Here is a 15522-nt window from a genome sequence, read left to right on the forward strand (position 1 = left end):
CTACACCGCGCCCGCGCTACACCACCGCGCCGCGCCCCGGATCGTCGTCCTCGTCGTCGCCCGGCCGCATCCGCGCCACCAGGGTGACGAAACCGCCCAGGAAGCCGCCCACGCACAGCGTGGTGAGCCACCAGGTCATGTCCCACCGCAACAGCACCGCGACCAGCATCAGCACCGGTCCGCCGACCACCGCGAGCCAGGCGAACTTCGCCGTGACGTCGGATTCCGGCAGCGGCGGGGGCTCCGGCGGCACGAAGTGGCCCTCGTCGCCCTCGCCGGGATCGTCGTCGGAGGGCTCGGAGACCCGGTAGTCGCGGGGGCCGCCGCCCACTCCGGGCGCAAAGGTGACCGAGCCGCCCAGCGAGGGCCCTCCGCCCGCTCCCGCGTCCGTGCCGCCCCCGCCGTCCGCGTCTTCGCGGGAGCCCGGCCCGCGGTCCTGCGGACCGTCGTCGACCTTGCTTTCCAGCGCGGCCAGGTCGTCCACGGACTTGAAGGGCTTGGCCCCCGGCGGGTCCGCGGGCTCCTCGCCGTACCCGGCGACGATGGCGGCCCAGGCGGCCTCCTCGTCGATGCGCTGCGGCTCCCGGTCGCGGTCCCCGTCCCGGTCCGCGTCGTGCTGGTCAGCCACCGGTGGTGCTTCCTTCCTTCCCCGCGCTGGGGGCGAGCCGGCCGATGAACGCGTAGCTCTCCTCGAAAATCAGCTCCGCATCGTGGTCCAACGTCGCCACGTGGTAGCTCTGTTCCAGCAGGATCTCCTTGACGTCCCGCGAGGAGACGCGGCTGAGTATGCGCGCCGAGTCGACGGGCGGCACCACATGGTCCTGCGGGCTGTGCAGCAGCACCAGCGGCTGGGTGACCTGCGGCAGCTCCCCGTCCACCAGCTTCAGGAACTGGCGCAGCGAGTGCGCGGAGTGCAGCGGCACCCGGTCGTAGCCGAGCTCCTTCACGCCGTCCTTGGCGATGTCGTCGGTCAGCCCCTTCGTCGTGCGCACCAGGTGCCGGGCGACCGGCAGGGCGTGCGCGGACAGGCCGTGGACCTTGTTCGCCGGGTTCACCAGCACGATGCCGCTGATCGCGTCACCGTGCTTGGCGGCGAGCCGCAGCGTGAGCGCCCCGCCCATGGACAGGCCGAAGACGAACACCCGGCTGCACCGCTCCCGCAGGGCCCGCAGCTCGCGGTCCACTTCCGCGTACCAGTCCTGCCAGCCGGTGATCTCCATGTCCTGCCAGCGCGTGCCGTGCCCGGGCAGCAGCGGCAGCGACACCGTCAGCCCGCGCTCCGCCAGATATCCGGCCCAGGGGCGCAGCGACTGCGGGGAACCGGTGAATCCGTGACAGAGGAGGACGCCGACCTCTCCGCCCTCGTGGCGGAACGGCTCAGCTCCGGGAAGGACCGGCACCGGGGTCTCCTGTTCATGAGGATCGAATCCCGCGGACGGAATTCTGCGGACGGAATTGTTCCGACGGGATGCCTGGCTCAAAGGGTGTACCTCACCGTACGCGACCGGACTGACACCGACCAGGGCCGTCGACGCTCCCGGCGGCGGGGCTGTCGCGGGGAACACACGCCCGCCACGGGTTAAGGTCTGTTCGAGAGCACACAGGAGGCACACGAGTTGATCTACGGCGCAATGAAGTTCTCCCTCGGCAGCTCGCTGAAGCTTGCCTTCCGGCCCTGGGTGGAAGGCCTGGAGAACGTACCCGCCCAGGGGCCGGCGATCCTCGCGAGCAACCACCTCTCCTTCTCGGACTCGTTCTTCCTGCCTGCCGTACTGGACCGCAAGGTCACCTTTATCGCCAAGGCCGAGTACTTCACCACGCCCGGCGTCAAGGGCAGGCTCACCGCGGCCTTCTTCAAGGGCGTGGGCCAGCTTCCGGTGGACCGTTCCGGCGCGCGCGGCGCGGGTGAGGCGGCCGTCAGGGCGGGCATCGAGGTGATCGAGCAGGGCGGCCTGTTCGGCATCTACCCCGAGGGCACCCGCTCCCCGGACGGCCGCCTCTACCGGGGCAAGCCCGGCGGCCTCGCGCGCGTGGCGCTGGCCACGGGCGCGCCCGTCATCCCCGTCGCGATGATCGACACCGAGAAGATCCAGCCGCCGGGGAAGGTGATCCCCAAGCTGATGCGGCCGGGCATCAGAATCGGCAAGCCGCTGGACTTCGGCCGCTATCGGGGCATGGAGAACGACCGCTTCATCCTGCGCTCGGTGACCGACGAGGTCATGTACGAGATCATGAAGCTGTCCGGGCAGGAGTACGTCGACATCTACGCCACGGCGGCCAAGCGCCAGATCGCGGAGGCCGAGAAGGCCGCGAGGGCACAGGCCAAGGAGCAGGCGAAGGAGCAGGCCAGGGCCGAGTCCGCGGCGCAGGGGAAGGCGGGCCGGCGCGGGGACGACCGTCGCCAGGACCGGCCCGCGGCCTAGCCGACGGCCCGCGGTCCGGCAGTACAGTCCGTCCTGGGGTGGGGAAGATGGCCAAGCGCGAGCGCGTCGTGCGGATGTCGGTCGAACAGCCGCTGTGGCGGGCGCTGACCGCGTACCGCGTGCTGACCATGGTCTACGCGGTGCTGCTGGCCTTCTTCACCCGGGAGAAGTTCGAGCGGCCCCTCGCAGCCGCCGTCTTCCTGGCCTTCATGGCCGTGTGGACGCTGGTCACCCTGCCCAAGGTGGCGGGCGCGGCGCACTGCACCAAGCGCTTTCTGGCCGCCGATCTGACCGTCGCCGTCGCCGGCATCCTGCTGACGCCGCTGGCGGACGAACAGGCGCAGCAGATCGACGGACCGACGCTGCCGACCATCTGGACGGCGGGTTCCGTGCTCGCCTATGCGATCAAGGGCGGCTGGCGCTGGGCGGTCGGCGCCTCGTCCGTCGTCGCCGTCGCCAACATCGTGGAGCGGGGCGAGCCGAGCCGCGACACGTACCACAACGTGCTGCTGGTGTGGGTGGCGTCCATCGCCATCGGGTACGTCGTCGAGGTCGCCCGCGCCTCCGAGCGGACCCTCGCCCGCGCCCTGGAAATCGAGGCCGCGACGCGGGAGCGGGAGCGGCTCGCCCGGGACATCCACGATAGCGTGCTGCAGGTGCTGGCCATGGTGCAGCGGCGCGGCACGGCCCTCGGCGGCGAGGCGGCCGAGCTGGGCCGACTGGCGGGCGAGCAGGAAGTCGCCCTGCGGACCCTGGTCGCCGGCGGCATGGTGCCCGCGTCCCGGGTCTCGGAGGACGCCTCGCAGGGCGCGGTGGTGCGAGTCGTCGAAGAGCCGGGCCCGGAGCTCCCCGAGGCCCTCGCGCCGTGCGATCTGCTGACCCTGCTGGGCCCGTACGCGAACTCGCGGGTGACGCTCTCCGAACCGGGCGCGCCGGTGCTGCTGCCCGCCCCCGCCGCACGGGAGCTGACGGCTGCTGTCGGCGCCGCCCTGGACAATGTCCGCAGACACGTCGGGGAGCGGGCGCGCGCCTGGATCCTGGTCGAGGACTGGCCCGACGAGGTGGTCGTGACCGTTCGGGACGAGGGCCCCGGCATCCCGGAGGGCCGGCTGGAGCAGGCCGAGGGGGAGGGGCGGATGGGGGTCGCGCTGTCCATCCGCGGGCGGCTGCGGGATCTGGGCGGCGGCGCCGAGGTGATCTCGGTGCCGGGGCAGGGCACGGAAGTCGAATTGAAGGTTCCACGGGGGAAGGCGGGACAGGACTGATGACGGACCAGCGGCAGCCTTCGGAAGAGCAGGAGACCGGGCGGGCGATCAGGGTCATGGTGGTCGACGACCACCCCATGTGGCGTGACGCGGTCGCCCGCGATCTCGAGGCCGCGGGCTTTGAGGTGGTCGCCACGGCAGGCGACGGCGAGCAGGCGGTGCGCCGTGCGCGTGCGGCGAGCCCGGACGTCCTCGTCCTCGATCTGAACCTGCCCGCGAAGCCGGGCGTCCAGGTGTGCAAGGAACTCGTCGGCTCACTGGAGGGGCTGCGTGTGCTCGTGCTGTCCGCGAGCGGCGAGCACGCGGACGTGCTGGAGGCGGTCAAGTCCGGCGCCACCGGCTATCTGCTCAAGTCGGCCAGCACCGGTGAGCTGACGGACGCGGTGCGCCGCACGGCCGCCGGGGACCCGGTCTTCACTCCTGGGCTCGCGGGGCTGGTCCTCGGTGAGTACCGCAGGCTGGCCGCCGAGCCCGCCCCCGCCGCCGACGCCCGTGAGCCGCATGCGCCGCGGCTCACCGAGCGGGAGACGNGACGCCCGTGAGCCGCATGCGCCGCGGCTCACCGAGCGGGAGACGGAGGTGCTGCGGCTGGTGGCCAAGGGGCTGTCGTACAAGCAGATCGCCGAGCGTCTGGTCATCTCCCACCGCACCGTGCAGAACCACGTCCAGAACACCCTCGGCAAGCTCCAGCTCCACAACAGGGTCGAGTTGGTGCGGTACGCGATAGAGCGAGGCCTGGACGACGCCTGACGCCATTACTCGTTCGGGTGAAAATCCTGGGCCCAACCGCCCTGGGACATAACGAAGTTGACGATCCTTCCCATCTGCGAGTGATCTGGCTCACCATTAGCGTGGCGGTCACTAGGCTCACCATGCGAAGGAGAGATTCCATGCGCGTCGGAGTACTGACCGGGGGCGGCGACTGCCCCGGGCTCAATGCGGTCATCCGCGGCATCGTCCGCAAGGGCGTGCAGGAGTACGGGTACGAGTTCCTCGGCTACCGCGACGGCTGGCGCGGACCGCTGGACGGCGACGCGGCGCCCCTCGGCATCCCCTCCGTACGCGGCATCCTGCCCCGCGGCGGCACCGTCCTCGGCTCGTCGCGCACCAACCCCTTCCGGGAAGAGGACGGCGTCCGCCGCATCAAGGAGAACCTCGCCAAGGACGAGGTCGACGCGCTCGTCGCGATCGGCGGGGAGGACACGCTGGGCGTCGCGGCCCGGCTGTCGGACGAGTACGGCGTCAAGTGCGTCGGCGTCCCCAAGACCATCGACAACGACCTGTCCGCCACCGACTACACCTTCGGCTTCGACACCGCCGTCGGCATCGCCACCGAGGCGATCGACCGCCTCCACACCACGGCCGAGTCCCATATGAGGGTCCTGGTGGTGGAGGTGATGGGGCGTCACGCCGGCTGGATCGCCCTCCACTCCGGCCTCGCCGGCGGGGCGAACGTCATCCTCATCCCCGAGCAGCGCTTCGACCTCGACCAGGTCTGCGCCTGGGTGACGTCCCGGTTCAAGGCGAGCTACGCCCCGATCGTGGTCGTCGCCGAGGGCGCGATGCCCAAGGACGGCGAGGCGGTCCTCAAGGACGGCTCCGTGGACTCCTTCGGCCATGTCCGGCTCTCCGGCGTGGGGGAGTGGCTGGCCAAGGAGATCGAGAAGCGCACCGGCAAGGAGGCCCGCACCACCGTGCTCGGCCATGTCCAGCGCGGCGGCACGCCCAGCGCCTTCGACCGCTGGCTGGCCACGCGCTTCGGGCTGCACGCCATCGAGGCCGTGTGGGACGGCGACTTCGGCTCGATGGTCGCGCTGCGCGGCACGGACATCGTGCGCGTTCCGATCGCCGAGGCTACATCAAGGCTGAAGACGGTCGACCCGAAGCTCTACGAGGAGGTCGGAGTCTTCTTCGGCTGACGGCGAGGCCGAGGCCGAGGGCGACGCGACGGCGAGGTCGACGGCGAGGCGAGGGTGACGGCGAGGCGACGGCGACGGCGAGGGCCGTTCGGCCCGGGCGCCGACGGGCCGCGGGCCGTATATTCGCGATACGGACACGCGCTGACAAGCGTGATATCCGGCCCGATTGCCCGTCTTGGAGAGGTGTGTCGTGGAAGTCCTGGCGTTCGGTGTGCAGGCAGACGAGAAACCGCTGATCGAGAGGGCCTTCGCGAAGGGCCATGACATCCGGTGCCTGGACGTCTTCCTCGCCGAGGACACCGCCCCGCTGGCCGCAGGCCACGAGGCGGTCTCCACCAGCGTCAACGCCGATCTGGGCGCACAGGTGCTGAGGATCCTGGCCGACGGCGGGACCCGGATGATCGCCCAGCGTTCCACGGGCTTCAACAACATCGACCTCGACGTCGCCGGGAGTCTCGGTCTGACCGTCGCCCGTGTCTCGTACTACTCGCCGTACTCCGTCGCCGAGTTCGCCTGGACCCTGGCGATGGCGGTCAACCGCAACGTCGTCCGCGCCGCGAGCCGCACCCGGTACTTCGACTTCCGCCTCGACGGGCTGATGGGCCGCGATCTGCGCGGCCGCACGGTCGGCGTGCTCGGCACCGGGAAGATCGGTGAGGCCTTCACCCGGATCGCCCACGGCTTCGGCGCGCAACTGCTCGGTTGGGACCTCGCGCCCAACCCCGCGTGCGTGGACCTCGGCATGAAGTACGTCGAGAAGGAGGAACTGCTGGCCTCCAGCGACCTGGTCAGCCTGCATGTCCCCCTGCTGCCCGCCACCCATCACCTCCTGGACGCCGAGGCGCTGCGCATGATGAAGGACGACGCGATCCTGGTGAACACCAGCCGCGGCGGCCTGATCGACACGGACGCGCTGGTCGACTCGTTGCGTCGGGGCCGCTTCACCGGTGTGGGCCTCGACGTGTACGAGGCGGAGGCCGGTCTGTTCTTCCTCGACAGGTCCCTCGAGGCGATCGAGGACGACACCCTGGCCAGGCTGATGACGTTCCCGAACGTGCTGGTCACCTCGCACCAGGCGTACTACACCCGGGACGCGGTGACCCAGATCGTCGAGACGACGCGGCGCAACGTCGACGACTACGCGGCGGGCCGCCGCAGCGACAACACGCTGGTCCCCCGCGCCTAGGCCCCACTGGGGCTCCGCCCCGGACCCCGCGCACCGAACTCCCCGGACTGCTTCCGGGGCGCCCCGGGCGGGGCTGGAATTCGGAGCAGCCGAACTCCAGCCCGTCCGGCGATTGAGGACACGGCCTTCAGGCCGTTGCGGGGTCTGGGGCCCCGGGTTTCGGCAAGGGCCTGCCCCCGGTTTCGGGAGCGGGCGGGGAGGGGGAAGGATCCGCGGTGCCCCGCGTCCCGAAGCACGGGAACGCCGCCCCGCCCCCCGGCTTCACGGCACCAGCACCCCCGCAAGCAGCGACGCCGTCAGCTCCGCGCCCGACGTGGTCAGGACCGACTCCGGGTGGAACTGGACGCCCGCGAAGCCCGGGCCGCGCAGGGCGTGGACATCGCCCGTCGGAGCGTCGCGGCTCAGTTCGATGCGGTGCATCGCCAGCTCCTCCGCCGCCGCCTCGTCGCAGCGGGCGGTGAAGCTGTTGTAGAAGCCGACGGTCTCCGGCCGGCCGAAGAAGTCGATCCGTTCCTGGGCCCCCTGGTGGGGGGCGTCCTTGCGGACGATGTCCAGGCCGAGCTCCGCCGCGAGCAGCTCATGGCCCAGGCAGACGCCCAGCAGCCCATGGCGGTGGCCGTGCAGCAGTTCCCCGGCGAGCCCGCGCAGCAGCCGCATCTTGGGATCGGCGGCGTCGGTCGGGTCTCCGGGGCCGGGGCCCAGCACCACCGGGCCCTGATGGGAGAGGACCGCCGCCCGCAGGCCCGGCTCGTCGAAGCGGCGGACCGCCACCTCAAGGCCGGAGGCCCGCAGCAGATGCGCCAGCATCGAGGTGAAGGTGTCCTCCCCGTCCACCACCAGCGCCCGCCCGGTGAGCCGTGCGGAGCGGGCCTGCATCCGCAGCCAGAACGGCGCCAGCTGGGCCCGCCGGCCGTCCAGCGCCGCCCGCACCCGGGGGTCTTCGGCCAGCCCGGGCCGTACGGACTCCTCCCGCGGCCGCCCGGGCCGCACCCCGAGCGCCGCCAGCACCCCCGCCGCCTTGGCGTGCGTCTCGGCGACCTCACCCGCCGGGTCCGAGTGCCGCACCAGCGTCGCCCCCACCGGCACCCGCACCACGCCCTGCGCGTCGATGTCCGCCGTGCGGATCAGGATCGGCGAGTCCAGGCGCTGCGCCCCTCCGGCGTCCCTGCCGAGGAGGGCCAGCGCGCCCGCGTAGTAGCCGCGGCCACCCGCCTCGTGCCGGGCGATCACCCGGCAGGCGTTCTCCACCGGCGACCCGGTGACCGTCGCCGCGAACATGGTCTCCTTCAGCACCTCGCGCACATCGAGCGAGGAGCGTCCCCGCAGCTCGTACTCGGTGTGCGCCAGGTGCGACATCTCCTTCAGGCGGGGCCCGATCACCACCCCGCCCATGTCGCCGACGGTGCACATCATCTTCAGCTCCTCGTCGACGACCATGGAGAGCTCCTCGCGCTCCTTGCGGTCGTCGAGGAAGGCCAGCAGGCCCTCCGCCGTCGCACCGCCCTCCGGATAGCGGTAGGTGCCGCTGATCGGGTTCATCACGACCGTGCCCCCGGACATCCGCACATGCACCTCGGGGCTCGCGCCGATCAGCGTCCGCTCCCCGGTGTGCACGGCGAACGTCCAGTACGCGCCCCGCTCGCCCTGGAGCAGCCGCCGCAGCAGGGCGAGCGCGTCGGCGCGGCCGAAACCGGGGATGCGCCCCGTGTAGGTCCGCCGTACGACGAAGTTCGCTCCTTCACCGGCGCCGATCTCGTCCCGGACGACCCGCCGGACGATGTCCGAGTACGCCGCGTCCTCGGTGTCAAACCCGCCGTCCTCCACCCGCACCTCATGCGCGGGCAGCCCGGCGAGCACCTCGGCCAGCGGCAGCTCGTGCACCTCGTCGGCGACGAGCACGGTCAGCGGCGTGCCGTCGTCGCGGACGTCGAAGCCGCGCTCCCTGATCTGCCGGAAGGGCACGAGCGCGAGGGACGGCAGCTCGCCGACCGGGATGTCCGCGAGGCGCTCGGCCTCGTGCACGGACCCGATCAGCAGTTCCACGGTGTCGTGGTCGCCGCCGGGGGTGCGGCGGCGCAGCAGAGCGAACGGAGGGCAGTCGTCCGCCAGCAGCCTTTGGATGATCATGCGGGTTCCTTCCGGGAGAGAGGGAGGAACGGCCGCTTCTCTCCGGGAGACCCGGGAAACAGTGAAGGCCGCCCCTCGGGCGGCCTTGGCGATGATGTCGCGCGCTCGGTCAGTGGGCCGCCGGGTCTGCGGTCCACCACCAGTTCTGATTGAGGCACGTCGGCGGCGCGAACATGCCGCCGACCCTAGCGCATCCGCCCGCGGCTGTCCGATGGCCGTCCGCTGATCCGCAGTGCGCCGTGGACTTCTCGTCTCATTTGCTGGGCGCTCGACGGGCCCTCGTCCAGGACCCCGTAATCTTGACGTCGTGACCGTGAACGCTAAGACCACCGCTGTCGGTGGCAACACCTGGCGAGACCTGCCCGCGGCGCAGCAGCCCGACTACCCGAACGCCGAGGCTCTGCGCGATGTGATCGCGGACCTCGAGTCGTATCCGCCGCTCGTCTTCGCCGGCGAGTGCGACCAGCTGCGCGCCCGGATGGGAGCCGTCGCCAAGGGCGAGGCGTTCCTGCTCCAGGGCGGCGACTGCGCCGAGGCCTTCGACGCCGTCTCCGCGGACCACATCCGCAACAAGCTCAAGACCCTCCTCCAGATGGGCGCGGTGCTCACCTACGCCGCCTCCGTGCCGGTGGTCAAGGTCGGCCGGATCGCGGGGCAGTACTCCAAGCCCCGCTCCAAGCCGACCGAGACCCGCGACGGTGTGACACTGCCCACCTACCGGGGCGACTCCGTCAACGGCTTCGAGTTCACCGAGGCGGCCCGCGTCCCGGACCCCGAGCGGCTCAAGCGGATGTACAACGCGTCCGCCTCCACGCTGAACCTGGTGCGTGCCTTCACCACCGGCGGCTACGCCGACCTGCGGCAGGTGCACGCCTGGAACCAGGACTTCGTGAAGTCGTCCCCCTCGGGCCAGCGCTACGAGCAGCTCGCCCGTGAGATCGACAACGCGCTGAACTTCATGAAGGCATGCGGCACCGACCCCGCCGAGTTCCGCACGGTGGAGTTCTACGCCTCGCACGAGGCGCTGCTGCTGGACTACGAGTCGGCGCTGACCCGGGTGGACTCCCGCACCGGCGACCTCTACGACGTATCCGGCCATATGGTCTGGATCGGCGAGCGCACCCGGCAGCTCGACGGGGCGCACATCGAGTTCGCGTCGCGGATCCGCAACCCGATCGGCGTCAAACTGGGGCCGACGACGACGGTCGACGAGGCGCTGACGTACATCGACAGGCTGGACCCCGAGCGTGAGCCCGGCCGGCTGACCTTCATCGTCCGCATGGGCGCCGACAAGGTCCGCGACAAGCTCCCCGAGCTGGTCGAGAAGGTCACCGCCTCGGGGGCCACGGTGGCCTGGGTGACCGACCCGATGCACGGCAACACCTTCGAGGCCGCCTCCGGCCACAAGACGCGCCGCTTCGACGACGTCCTGGACGAGGTCAAGGGCTTCTTCGAGGTCCACAAGGCTCTGGGCACCCACCCCGGCGGCATCCATGTGGAGCTGACCGGCGACGATGTCACGGAGTGCGTGGGCGGCGGCGACGAGATCTTCGTCGACGATCTGCACCAGCGCTATGAGACGGCCTGCGACCCGCGGCTCAACCGCAGCCAGTCGCTCGATCTGGCGTTCCTGGTGGCGGAGATGTACCGCGACCAGTGAGTCGGTGAGTGTGCGCACACCGCCTGTGGGGCGTGGATCCATGTGATCCACGCCCCACAGGCGTATCCGGGGCTTTTGCGAGCCGCCCCCGGCGGGTAAGGTTAGGTTAGCCTTATTGATCAGTGGGCCGGTTGTTTCGCGGCCGGACTGCTCGCATCGGACGGGAGGTGGATCCGCGTGTACGTCTGCTCGTGCTTCGGCATTACGGAGAAGCAGGTCAAGGAGCACGCCGACGCGGGCGCATGCACCCCCCGGCAGATAGCCTCCGCCAGCAAGGCGGGCACCGACTGCGGCTCCTGCGTCCGCAAGATCCAGTCCCTGCTCGGCCGCGGCGGCTGCCCGCGCCGTGAGCTGCTCGATCAGGGGCTGCCGGCGCTCACCGCCGGCGCCGGGTCGCCGGACGAGGCCCCGCTGCTCGAAGAAGCCGCCTGATCGCCTGACCGCAGAGACCGGTTCCGGCTGTCAGCTGTCCGGCTGCTCGATCAGCTGGGCGATGTACAGCGGCTCACCGAGCTTCTCGACCAGCTCCAGCTGGGTGTCGAGATAGTCGATGTGGTGCTCCTCGTCCGCCAGGATCGACTCGAAGATATTCGCCGAGGTGATGTCGCCCTTGCTGCGCATCAGCTCGATGCCGCGCCTGAGCCGGTCGATCGCCTCCACTTCGATCTGCCGGTCGGCCTGGAACATCTCGGTCACCGTCTGGCCGACGCGGACGTGGAAGAGGCGCTGGTAGTTCGGCAGGGCGTCGAGGAAGAGGATGCGGTCGGTGAGCACCTCCGCGTGCTTCATCTCGTCGAACGACTCCGCGCGCGTGTACTTGGCGAGCTTCGTCCAGCCGAAGTTCTCCTGCATCTTCGAATGGAGGAAGTACTGGTTGATCGCGGTCAGTTCGGCAGTCAGCTGCTCGTTCAGGAACTCGATGACCTCGGGGTCGCCCTGCATCGCAGAGGCTCCTTCCACATGTGACCGGCAGGTGGGCGCATCCTCGCACCGCGAGCAGGGGTCGTCCAGTAAGTACATGCTTAGTACGAGTTGCCCGAATCGGTGCAGACCCGGTCATGACCACCCCCTCCTGTCTGTCACCATTGAGGGCATGGGTCAGCCGGAGAGCCGGGAATACCGCGCACCAGAGGAGTCCGTGCTTCCGCCGGGACAGCGGCTGCAGCGGGGCTGGCCGGTCACTCACTACGGCCCCGTCCCCAAGTTCAGGCCGGACCGCTGGGAGTTCCGCGTCTTCGGCCACACCGCGGACGGCGACAAACGCTGCTGGAACCATGAGGAGTTCTCGGCGCTGCCCTTCTCCACCGTCGTCGCCGATCTCCACTGTGTGACGAAGTTCAGCATGGTGGGGGCCGAATGGGGCGGAGTGCCCGCCCGCACGATCGTGGAGCTCGCCCCTCCGGCGGCCGACGTCACTCATGTGATGGTGTGGGCGGAGTACGGCTTCAGCGCCAATATGCGGCTGTCGGACTTCGCCTCCGAGCGCACGATTTTCGCCACCCACAAGGACGGCGAACTGCTCACCGCCGAGCACGGCTTCCCGCTGCGGCTGATCGTGCCGCATCTGTACGCCTGGAAGGGGCCCAAATGGGTCCGGGGCGTCGAGTACATGATCGCGGACCGGCGGGGCTTCTGGGAGGAGCGGGGCTACCACAACCTCGGCGACCCCTGGCGGGAGCAGCGCTACTCCTACCAGGAGGAGCCCGGAGACGGCCCCGAGCTGTAGCCCCCGGGCTCTGCCGCCTCTCCGCCGGTCAGCGGAGCTTCTTCAGCAGGGCGACATCCGCCGCATGGCCCTCCTTGCGGCCCGGCGTCTCGATGATCAGGGGCACCCCCTCGGTCGCCGGATGGCGCATCAGCTCCCGGTACGGCTCCTCGCCGATATGGCCCGCGCCGATGTTCGCATGCCGGTCCTTGTGGGCCCCGACGACGTCCTTGGAGTCGTTGGCGTGGACGAGTTTCAGCCGCCCCTCGCCGACGGTCGCCGCCAGCAGGTCCAGAGCCAGCGCCATCCCCTGCGGGGCGGCGAGATCGTGACCTGCGGCGAATGCGTGGCAGGTGTCCAGGCACACGCCGAGCTTCGGATGGAAGTCCAGCGCCTCGAAGTACGGGCCGAAGTCCTCCATCCGGGAGCAGAGCGAGAAGCCCTGCCCGGCCGTCGACTCCAGCAGCAGAAACGGATCGTCGTCCGCCAGCTCGTCCAACAGCGGCAGCATCCGCTCCCGGACCTGCGCCAGGGCCTCGCCACGCGGCCGCCCCCCGGTCGCGGAGCCGGTGTGCACCACCACGCCCAGCGCCCCGATGTCCCGTCCCCGGCGCAGTGAGTGCCGCAGCGACTCGGCCGACCGCTCCACGGTGGCCTCCGTGTGCGAGCCGAAGTTGATCAGGTAGGGGGCGTGCACCCAGGCCGACATCCCCTCGGCCGCGCACTCCGCGCGGAACTGCTCGTCCTGTGCCGGGTTCCCCGCGGGCGTCGCCCACCCCCGCGGATTGGCGACGAACACCTGGACGGCCTCCGCGCCCAGCTCACGGGCATAGCCCAGACCGATCCTGGCCAGACCGCCCGCCACGGGCACATGACTGCCCACGGGGTTGCGCACACGCTCCACGGATTCCACGGTTCCTTGCTCGCTGCCACGGGCCCCGGCTGCTACAGGCCCTTGATCCGGATGGTGACGGTGCTGCCCTCGGGTGCCTGCTCGCCGCCGTCGACGGACTGGCTCTCCACCTCGTCGCCGAGGAAGGGGAAGTTCTTCTCCACCTTCACTTCAAAGCCTGCCTGCTTCAGCTTCCGCTCGGCGTCGTCGGCCTTGTCGCCCACCACATCCGGGACCTCGACCATCCGCGGGCCCTTGGAGAGCGTGAGCGTCACCGTGTCGCCCCGGGCCGCCTCCGCGCCCTTGCCGGGCGACTGCCGGGCGACCGCCCCGGCCTCCTCGGCCGAGTTGATCCGCTCCGGGGCCACCTGCACTTCAAAGCCGGCGTCCTTCAGCTCACGGGTGGCGTCGTCCACCGAGTCGCCGACCACGTCCGGCACATCGACCAGCGCGCCCTTGCTGACGGTCAGCGCGACGGCCGTGTCGGGGCTGCGCCCGGCGCCCGCTCCCGGCTCCGTGCTGATCACCGAGCCCCGCTCGACGTCCTCGCTGAACTCCTCGGTGACGACCCCGGGCGCGAGACCGGTCTTCTCGAGCTCCCGCTGAGCCTCGGCGAGCGGCTTGCCCTTCAGGTCCGGAACCTTCACGATCTCCGGGCCGCGGGAGACGACGATGGTCACCGAGCCGTTGCCCCGGATGCGCTCACCGGTGCCGGGGTCGCTGCTGATCACCGTGCCCCGCTCGACCGTCTCGCTGAAGTCGCGGCGCACCTCCTTGACGCCGAGACCGGCGTCGCCGAGCCGCTGCCGCGCCTCCTGCTCGGTCTTGCCGATCAACGCGGGGACCCGGGTGAACTGCCCGGAGCCGATGTACCAGACGCCCGCGCCGACCCCCAGGACCACCAGAACCGCGATCAGCGCTGCGAGCACGCCGCGCCGGGGCATCGGGACCCTGCCGCCGCGCGGCCGGGCCTGCCCCGGCGGGTGCGGAGGAGGCGGCAGGGGCACCTCGAGTCTGCTGGTGTGGCCGGAATCCGCGGGGGGCGCCCCGGCCCCCGGCTCCATGGGCGCCGTACGGGGGATCACACTGGTCATGGCCTCGGGGGAGACCGGGCCCGCGTCCGCCACCGCGTCCCCCGCCGTGTCCCGGGCCTGCGGCGGCACGGCGTCGAGCTGCTCGTCGCCGAGCGCCGCGCGGGCCTCACGCACCCGGGAGAGCAGCGCCACGGCGTCGTCCGGACGGACGTCGGCATGCCGGGCGGTCGCGCTCGCCACCAGCTCGTCCAGCTCGACCGCCAGCCCGGGGACAAGGGCGGACGGAGCTGGCACATCCTCGTTCAGATGCCGGTAGAGAACCTGGGCCGGGGTGTCCCCGGCGTACGGCTTGGCCCCGGTCAGCATCTCGTACAGCACGACCCCGCACGCGTACACATCGGCGCGGGTGTCCGCGGTGCCGTGCTCGATCTGCTCCGGAGCGAGATACGACACGGTACCCAGCACCGCGCCGGTGGTGCTGGTCACCGACCCCACGGCCCGCACCAGGCCAAAATCGGCGACCTTGACCCTGCCGTCGTCCCCTATGAGGACGTTCTCCGGCTTCATGTCGCGGTGGACGAACCCCGCCCGGTGCGCGGCGCCCAGCGCGGCCAGCACCGGCTCCAGGATGTCCAGCGCCGCCCGCGGCTGGAGCGCCCCTCGCTCGCGCAGCACGTCGCGCAGCGTGCAGCCGGCCACGTACTCCATGGCCAGATAGACATACGCACCCTCGGCGCCCTGGTCGAAGACCCCCACCACATTGGGATGGTCGAGCCGGGCCGCGGACTTGGCCTCGCGGATGAACCGCTCCACGAAGGTGGCGTCGGCGGCGAGAGCGGGGTGCATGACCTTGAGAGCAAGCACCCGGTCCAGACGGGTGTCGACCGCCCGGTAGACCGTGGCCATGCCGCCGACGGCGATGCGCTCGTCGACTCGGTAGCGGCCGTCGAGCAGCTGCCCGACGAGGGGGTCCTGAAGGGTCGTATCCACGCCGTTGAGTGTACGAGCCGGGCCTGCACCTCCCGAACGCCTCGAGCGGCACAGACCCGGCACTGCGACCAACCTGTCACGTACGGATCGGTGTCCGGGCCCTTGCGGCTCCCGCAGCAGGGTGGGCGACGCCGCAGGGGCGCCCCGGCGCGGCCCCGAGCCCGGCCGGTCGACGGCCGGGCCTCGTACGGCCGGGACCCCACGCGGGCTCGGCCGCACGGCCCGTCCGCACGGGGTCCTGCCGTCCTGCCCCGCCCCGGCGCGGCCCCGAGCCAGGCCGGTCGACGCCGCGCTCCGCTGCCTGCCGTCCTGCCCCGCCCC

General features: G+C 71.2%; 14 protein-coding genes and 1 pseudogene. 8 read left to right on the forward strand and 7 right to left on the reverse strand.

All coding sequences use genetic code 11. The features are described 5' to 3' along the window. Positions 1 to 16: 16 nt before the first annotated feature. A complete protein-coding gene (locus tag QCN29_RS08455; protein WP_279927093.1) occupies positions 17 to 628 on the reverse strand; it encodes a hypothetical protein in 612 nt (203 codons plus the stop codon). Beyond that, complete coding sequence (locus QCN29_RS08460; RefSeq protein ID WP_240139131.1) at positions 621 to 1400, reverse strand: alpha/beta hydrolase; 780 nt, start codon at positions 1398 to 1400, stop codon at positions 621 to 623. The genes QCN29_RS08455 and QCN29_RS08460 overlap by 8 nt, the downstream gene beginning before the upstream one ends. A 216-nt stretch (positions 1401 to 1616) precedes the next feature. Here QCN29_RS08460 and QCN29_RS08465 point away from each other — a divergent pair, with 216 nt between their 5' ends. The 5 genes and pseudogenes from QCN29_RS08465 (at position 1617) to QCN29_RS08485 (ending at position 6793) form a co-directional block, all read left to right on the forward strand. Further along, positions 1617 to 2423 carry a lysophospholipid acyltransferase family protein gene (locus QCN29_RS08465; RefSeq protein ID WP_279927094.1) on the forward strand — a complete coding sequence of 269 codons (807 nt, stop codon included), beginning with the start codon at positions 1617 to 1619 and terminating at the stop codon, positions 2421 to 2423. 47 nt (positions 2424 to 2470) lie between these two features. Beyond that, positions 2471 to 3688: a MacS family sensor histidine kinase gene (macS, locus tag QCN29_RS08470; protein ID WP_279927095.1), complete on the forward strand. Its 1218-nt coding sequence runs from the start codon at positions 2471 to 2473 to the stop codon at positions 3686 to 3688. Further along, positions 3688 to 4438: pseudogene (locus QCN29_RS08475) on the forward strand (response regulator). The gene macS and the pseudogene QCN29_RS08475 overlap by 1 nt, the downstream one beginning before the upstream one ends. Positions 4439 to 4578: 140 nt before the next feature. After that, positions 4579 to 5607 (forward strand): 6-phosphofructokinase, encoded by a 1029-nt coding sequence (locus tag QCN29_RS08480; protein ID WP_279927096.1) that lies wholly within the window; start codon positions 4579 to 4581, stop codon positions 5605 to 5607. Between the two features lie 190 nt (positions 5608 to 5797). Then, positions 5798 to 6793, forward strand: a complete 996-nt coding sequence (locus QCN29_RS08485) for a 2-hydroxyacid dehydrogenase (protein ID WP_279927097.1) — start codon at positions 5798 to 5800, stop codon at positions 6791 to 6793. A gap of 261 nt (positions 6794 to 7054) precedes the next feature. Here the strand turns inward: QCN29_RS08485 and QCN29_RS08490 are convergent, their stop codons facing one another. Further along, positions 7055 to 8920 (reverse strand): anthranilate synthase family protein, encoded by a 1866-nt coding sequence (locus QCN29_RS08490; protein WP_279927098.1) that lies wholly within the window; start codon positions 8918 to 8920, stop codon positions 7055 to 7057. A gap of 109 nt (positions 8921 to 9029) precedes the next feature. After that, positions 9030 to 9095 carry a trp operon leader peptide gene (locus QCN29_RS37050; RefSeq protein WP_398859154.1) on the reverse strand — a complete coding sequence of 22 codons (66 nt, stop codon included), beginning with the start codon at positions 9093 to 9095 and terminating at the stop codon, positions 9030 to 9032. 138 nt (positions 9096 to 9233) lie between these two features. On the opposite strand from QCN29_RS37050, the gene QCN29_RS08495 reads away from it, so the two are divergent. Both QCN29_RS08495 and QCN29_RS08500 read left to right on the forward strand, forming a co-directional pair. Beyond that, positions 9234 to 10580 carry a class II 3-deoxy-7-phosphoheptulonate synthase gene (locus QCN29_RS08495; protein ID WP_279927118.1) on the forward strand — a complete coding sequence of 449 codons (1347 nt, stop codon included), beginning with the start codon at positions 9234 to 9236 and terminating at the stop codon, positions 10578 to 10580. Between the two features lie 177 nt (positions 10581 to 10757). Then, entirely contained in the window at positions 10758 to 11012 is a 255-nt protein-coding gene (locus QCN29_RS08500) for a (2Fe-2S)-binding protein (RefSeq protein WP_279927099.1), read from the forward strand. A 30-nt stretch (positions 11013 to 11042) separates the two neighbouring features. Here QCN29_RS08500 and bfr read toward each other — a convergent pair whose 3' ends face one another. After that, positions 11043 to 11522: a bacterioferritin gene (gene bfr / locus QCN29_RS08505; RefSeq protein ID WP_279927100.1), complete on the reverse strand. Its 480-nt coding sequence runs from the start codon at positions 11520 to 11522 to the stop codon at positions 11043 to 11045. Positions 11523 to 11673: 151 nt separating this feature from the next. On the opposite strand from bfr, the gene QCN29_RS08510 reads away from it, so the two are divergent. Beyond that, on the forward strand, positions 11674 to 12306 hold the full coding sequence (locus tag QCN29_RS08510) for a sulfite oxidase-like oxidoreductase (protein WP_279927101.1): 633 nt from the start codon (positions 11674 to 11676) through the stop codon (positions 12304 to 12306). Between the two features lie 28 nt (positions 12307 to 12334). On the opposite strand, the gene QCN29_RS08515 is transcribed toward QCN29_RS08510, so the two are convergent. Both QCN29_RS08515 and pknB read right to left on the reverse strand, forming a co-directional pair. Then, entirely contained in the window at positions 12335 to 13180 is an 846-nt protein-coding gene (locus tag QCN29_RS08515; RefSeq protein ID WP_279927119.1) for a deoxyribonuclease IV, read from the reverse strand. 50 nt (positions 13181 to 13230) lie between these two features. After that, positions 13231 to 15201: a Stk1 family PASTA domain-containing Ser/Thr kinase gene (gene pknB / locus QCN29_RS08520; protein WP_279927102.1), complete on the reverse strand. Its 1971-nt coding sequence runs from the start codon at positions 15199 to 15201 to the stop codon at positions 13231 to 13233. Positions 15202 to 15522 lie beyond the last annotated feature (321 nt).

Origin of the sequence: Streptomyces chengmaiensis (assembly GCF_029846775.1) — a bacterium.
Classification (GTDB): domain Bacteria; phylum Actinomycetota; class Actinomycetes; order Streptomycetales; family Streptomycetaceae; genus Streptomyces; species Streptomyces chengmaiensis.

What these genes read in the sequence shown, in the direction of transcription:
- macS (WP_279927095.1), top strand. Translation starts at nt 2,471, where the DNA reads ATGGCCAAGCGCGAGCGCGTCGTGCGGATGTCGGTCGAACAGCCGCTG.
- QCN29_RS08480 (WP_279927096.1), top strand. Translation starts at nt 4,579, where the DNA reads ATGCGCGTCGGAGTACTGACCGGGGGCGGCGACTGCCCCGGGCTCAAT.
- QCN29_RS08490 (WP_279927098.1), bottom strand. Translation starts at nt 8,920, where the DNA reads ATGATCATCCAAAGGCTGCTGGCGGACGACTGCCCTCCGTTCGCTCTG.
- bfr (WP_279927100.1), bottom strand. Translation starts at nt 11,522, where the DNA reads ATGCAGGGCGACCCCGAGGTCATCGAGTTCCTGAACGAGCAGCTGACT.
- QCN29_RS08510 (WP_279927101.1), top strand. Translation starts at nt 11,674, where the DNA reads ATGGGTCAGCCGGAGAGCCGGGAATACCGCGCACCAGAGGAGTCCGTG.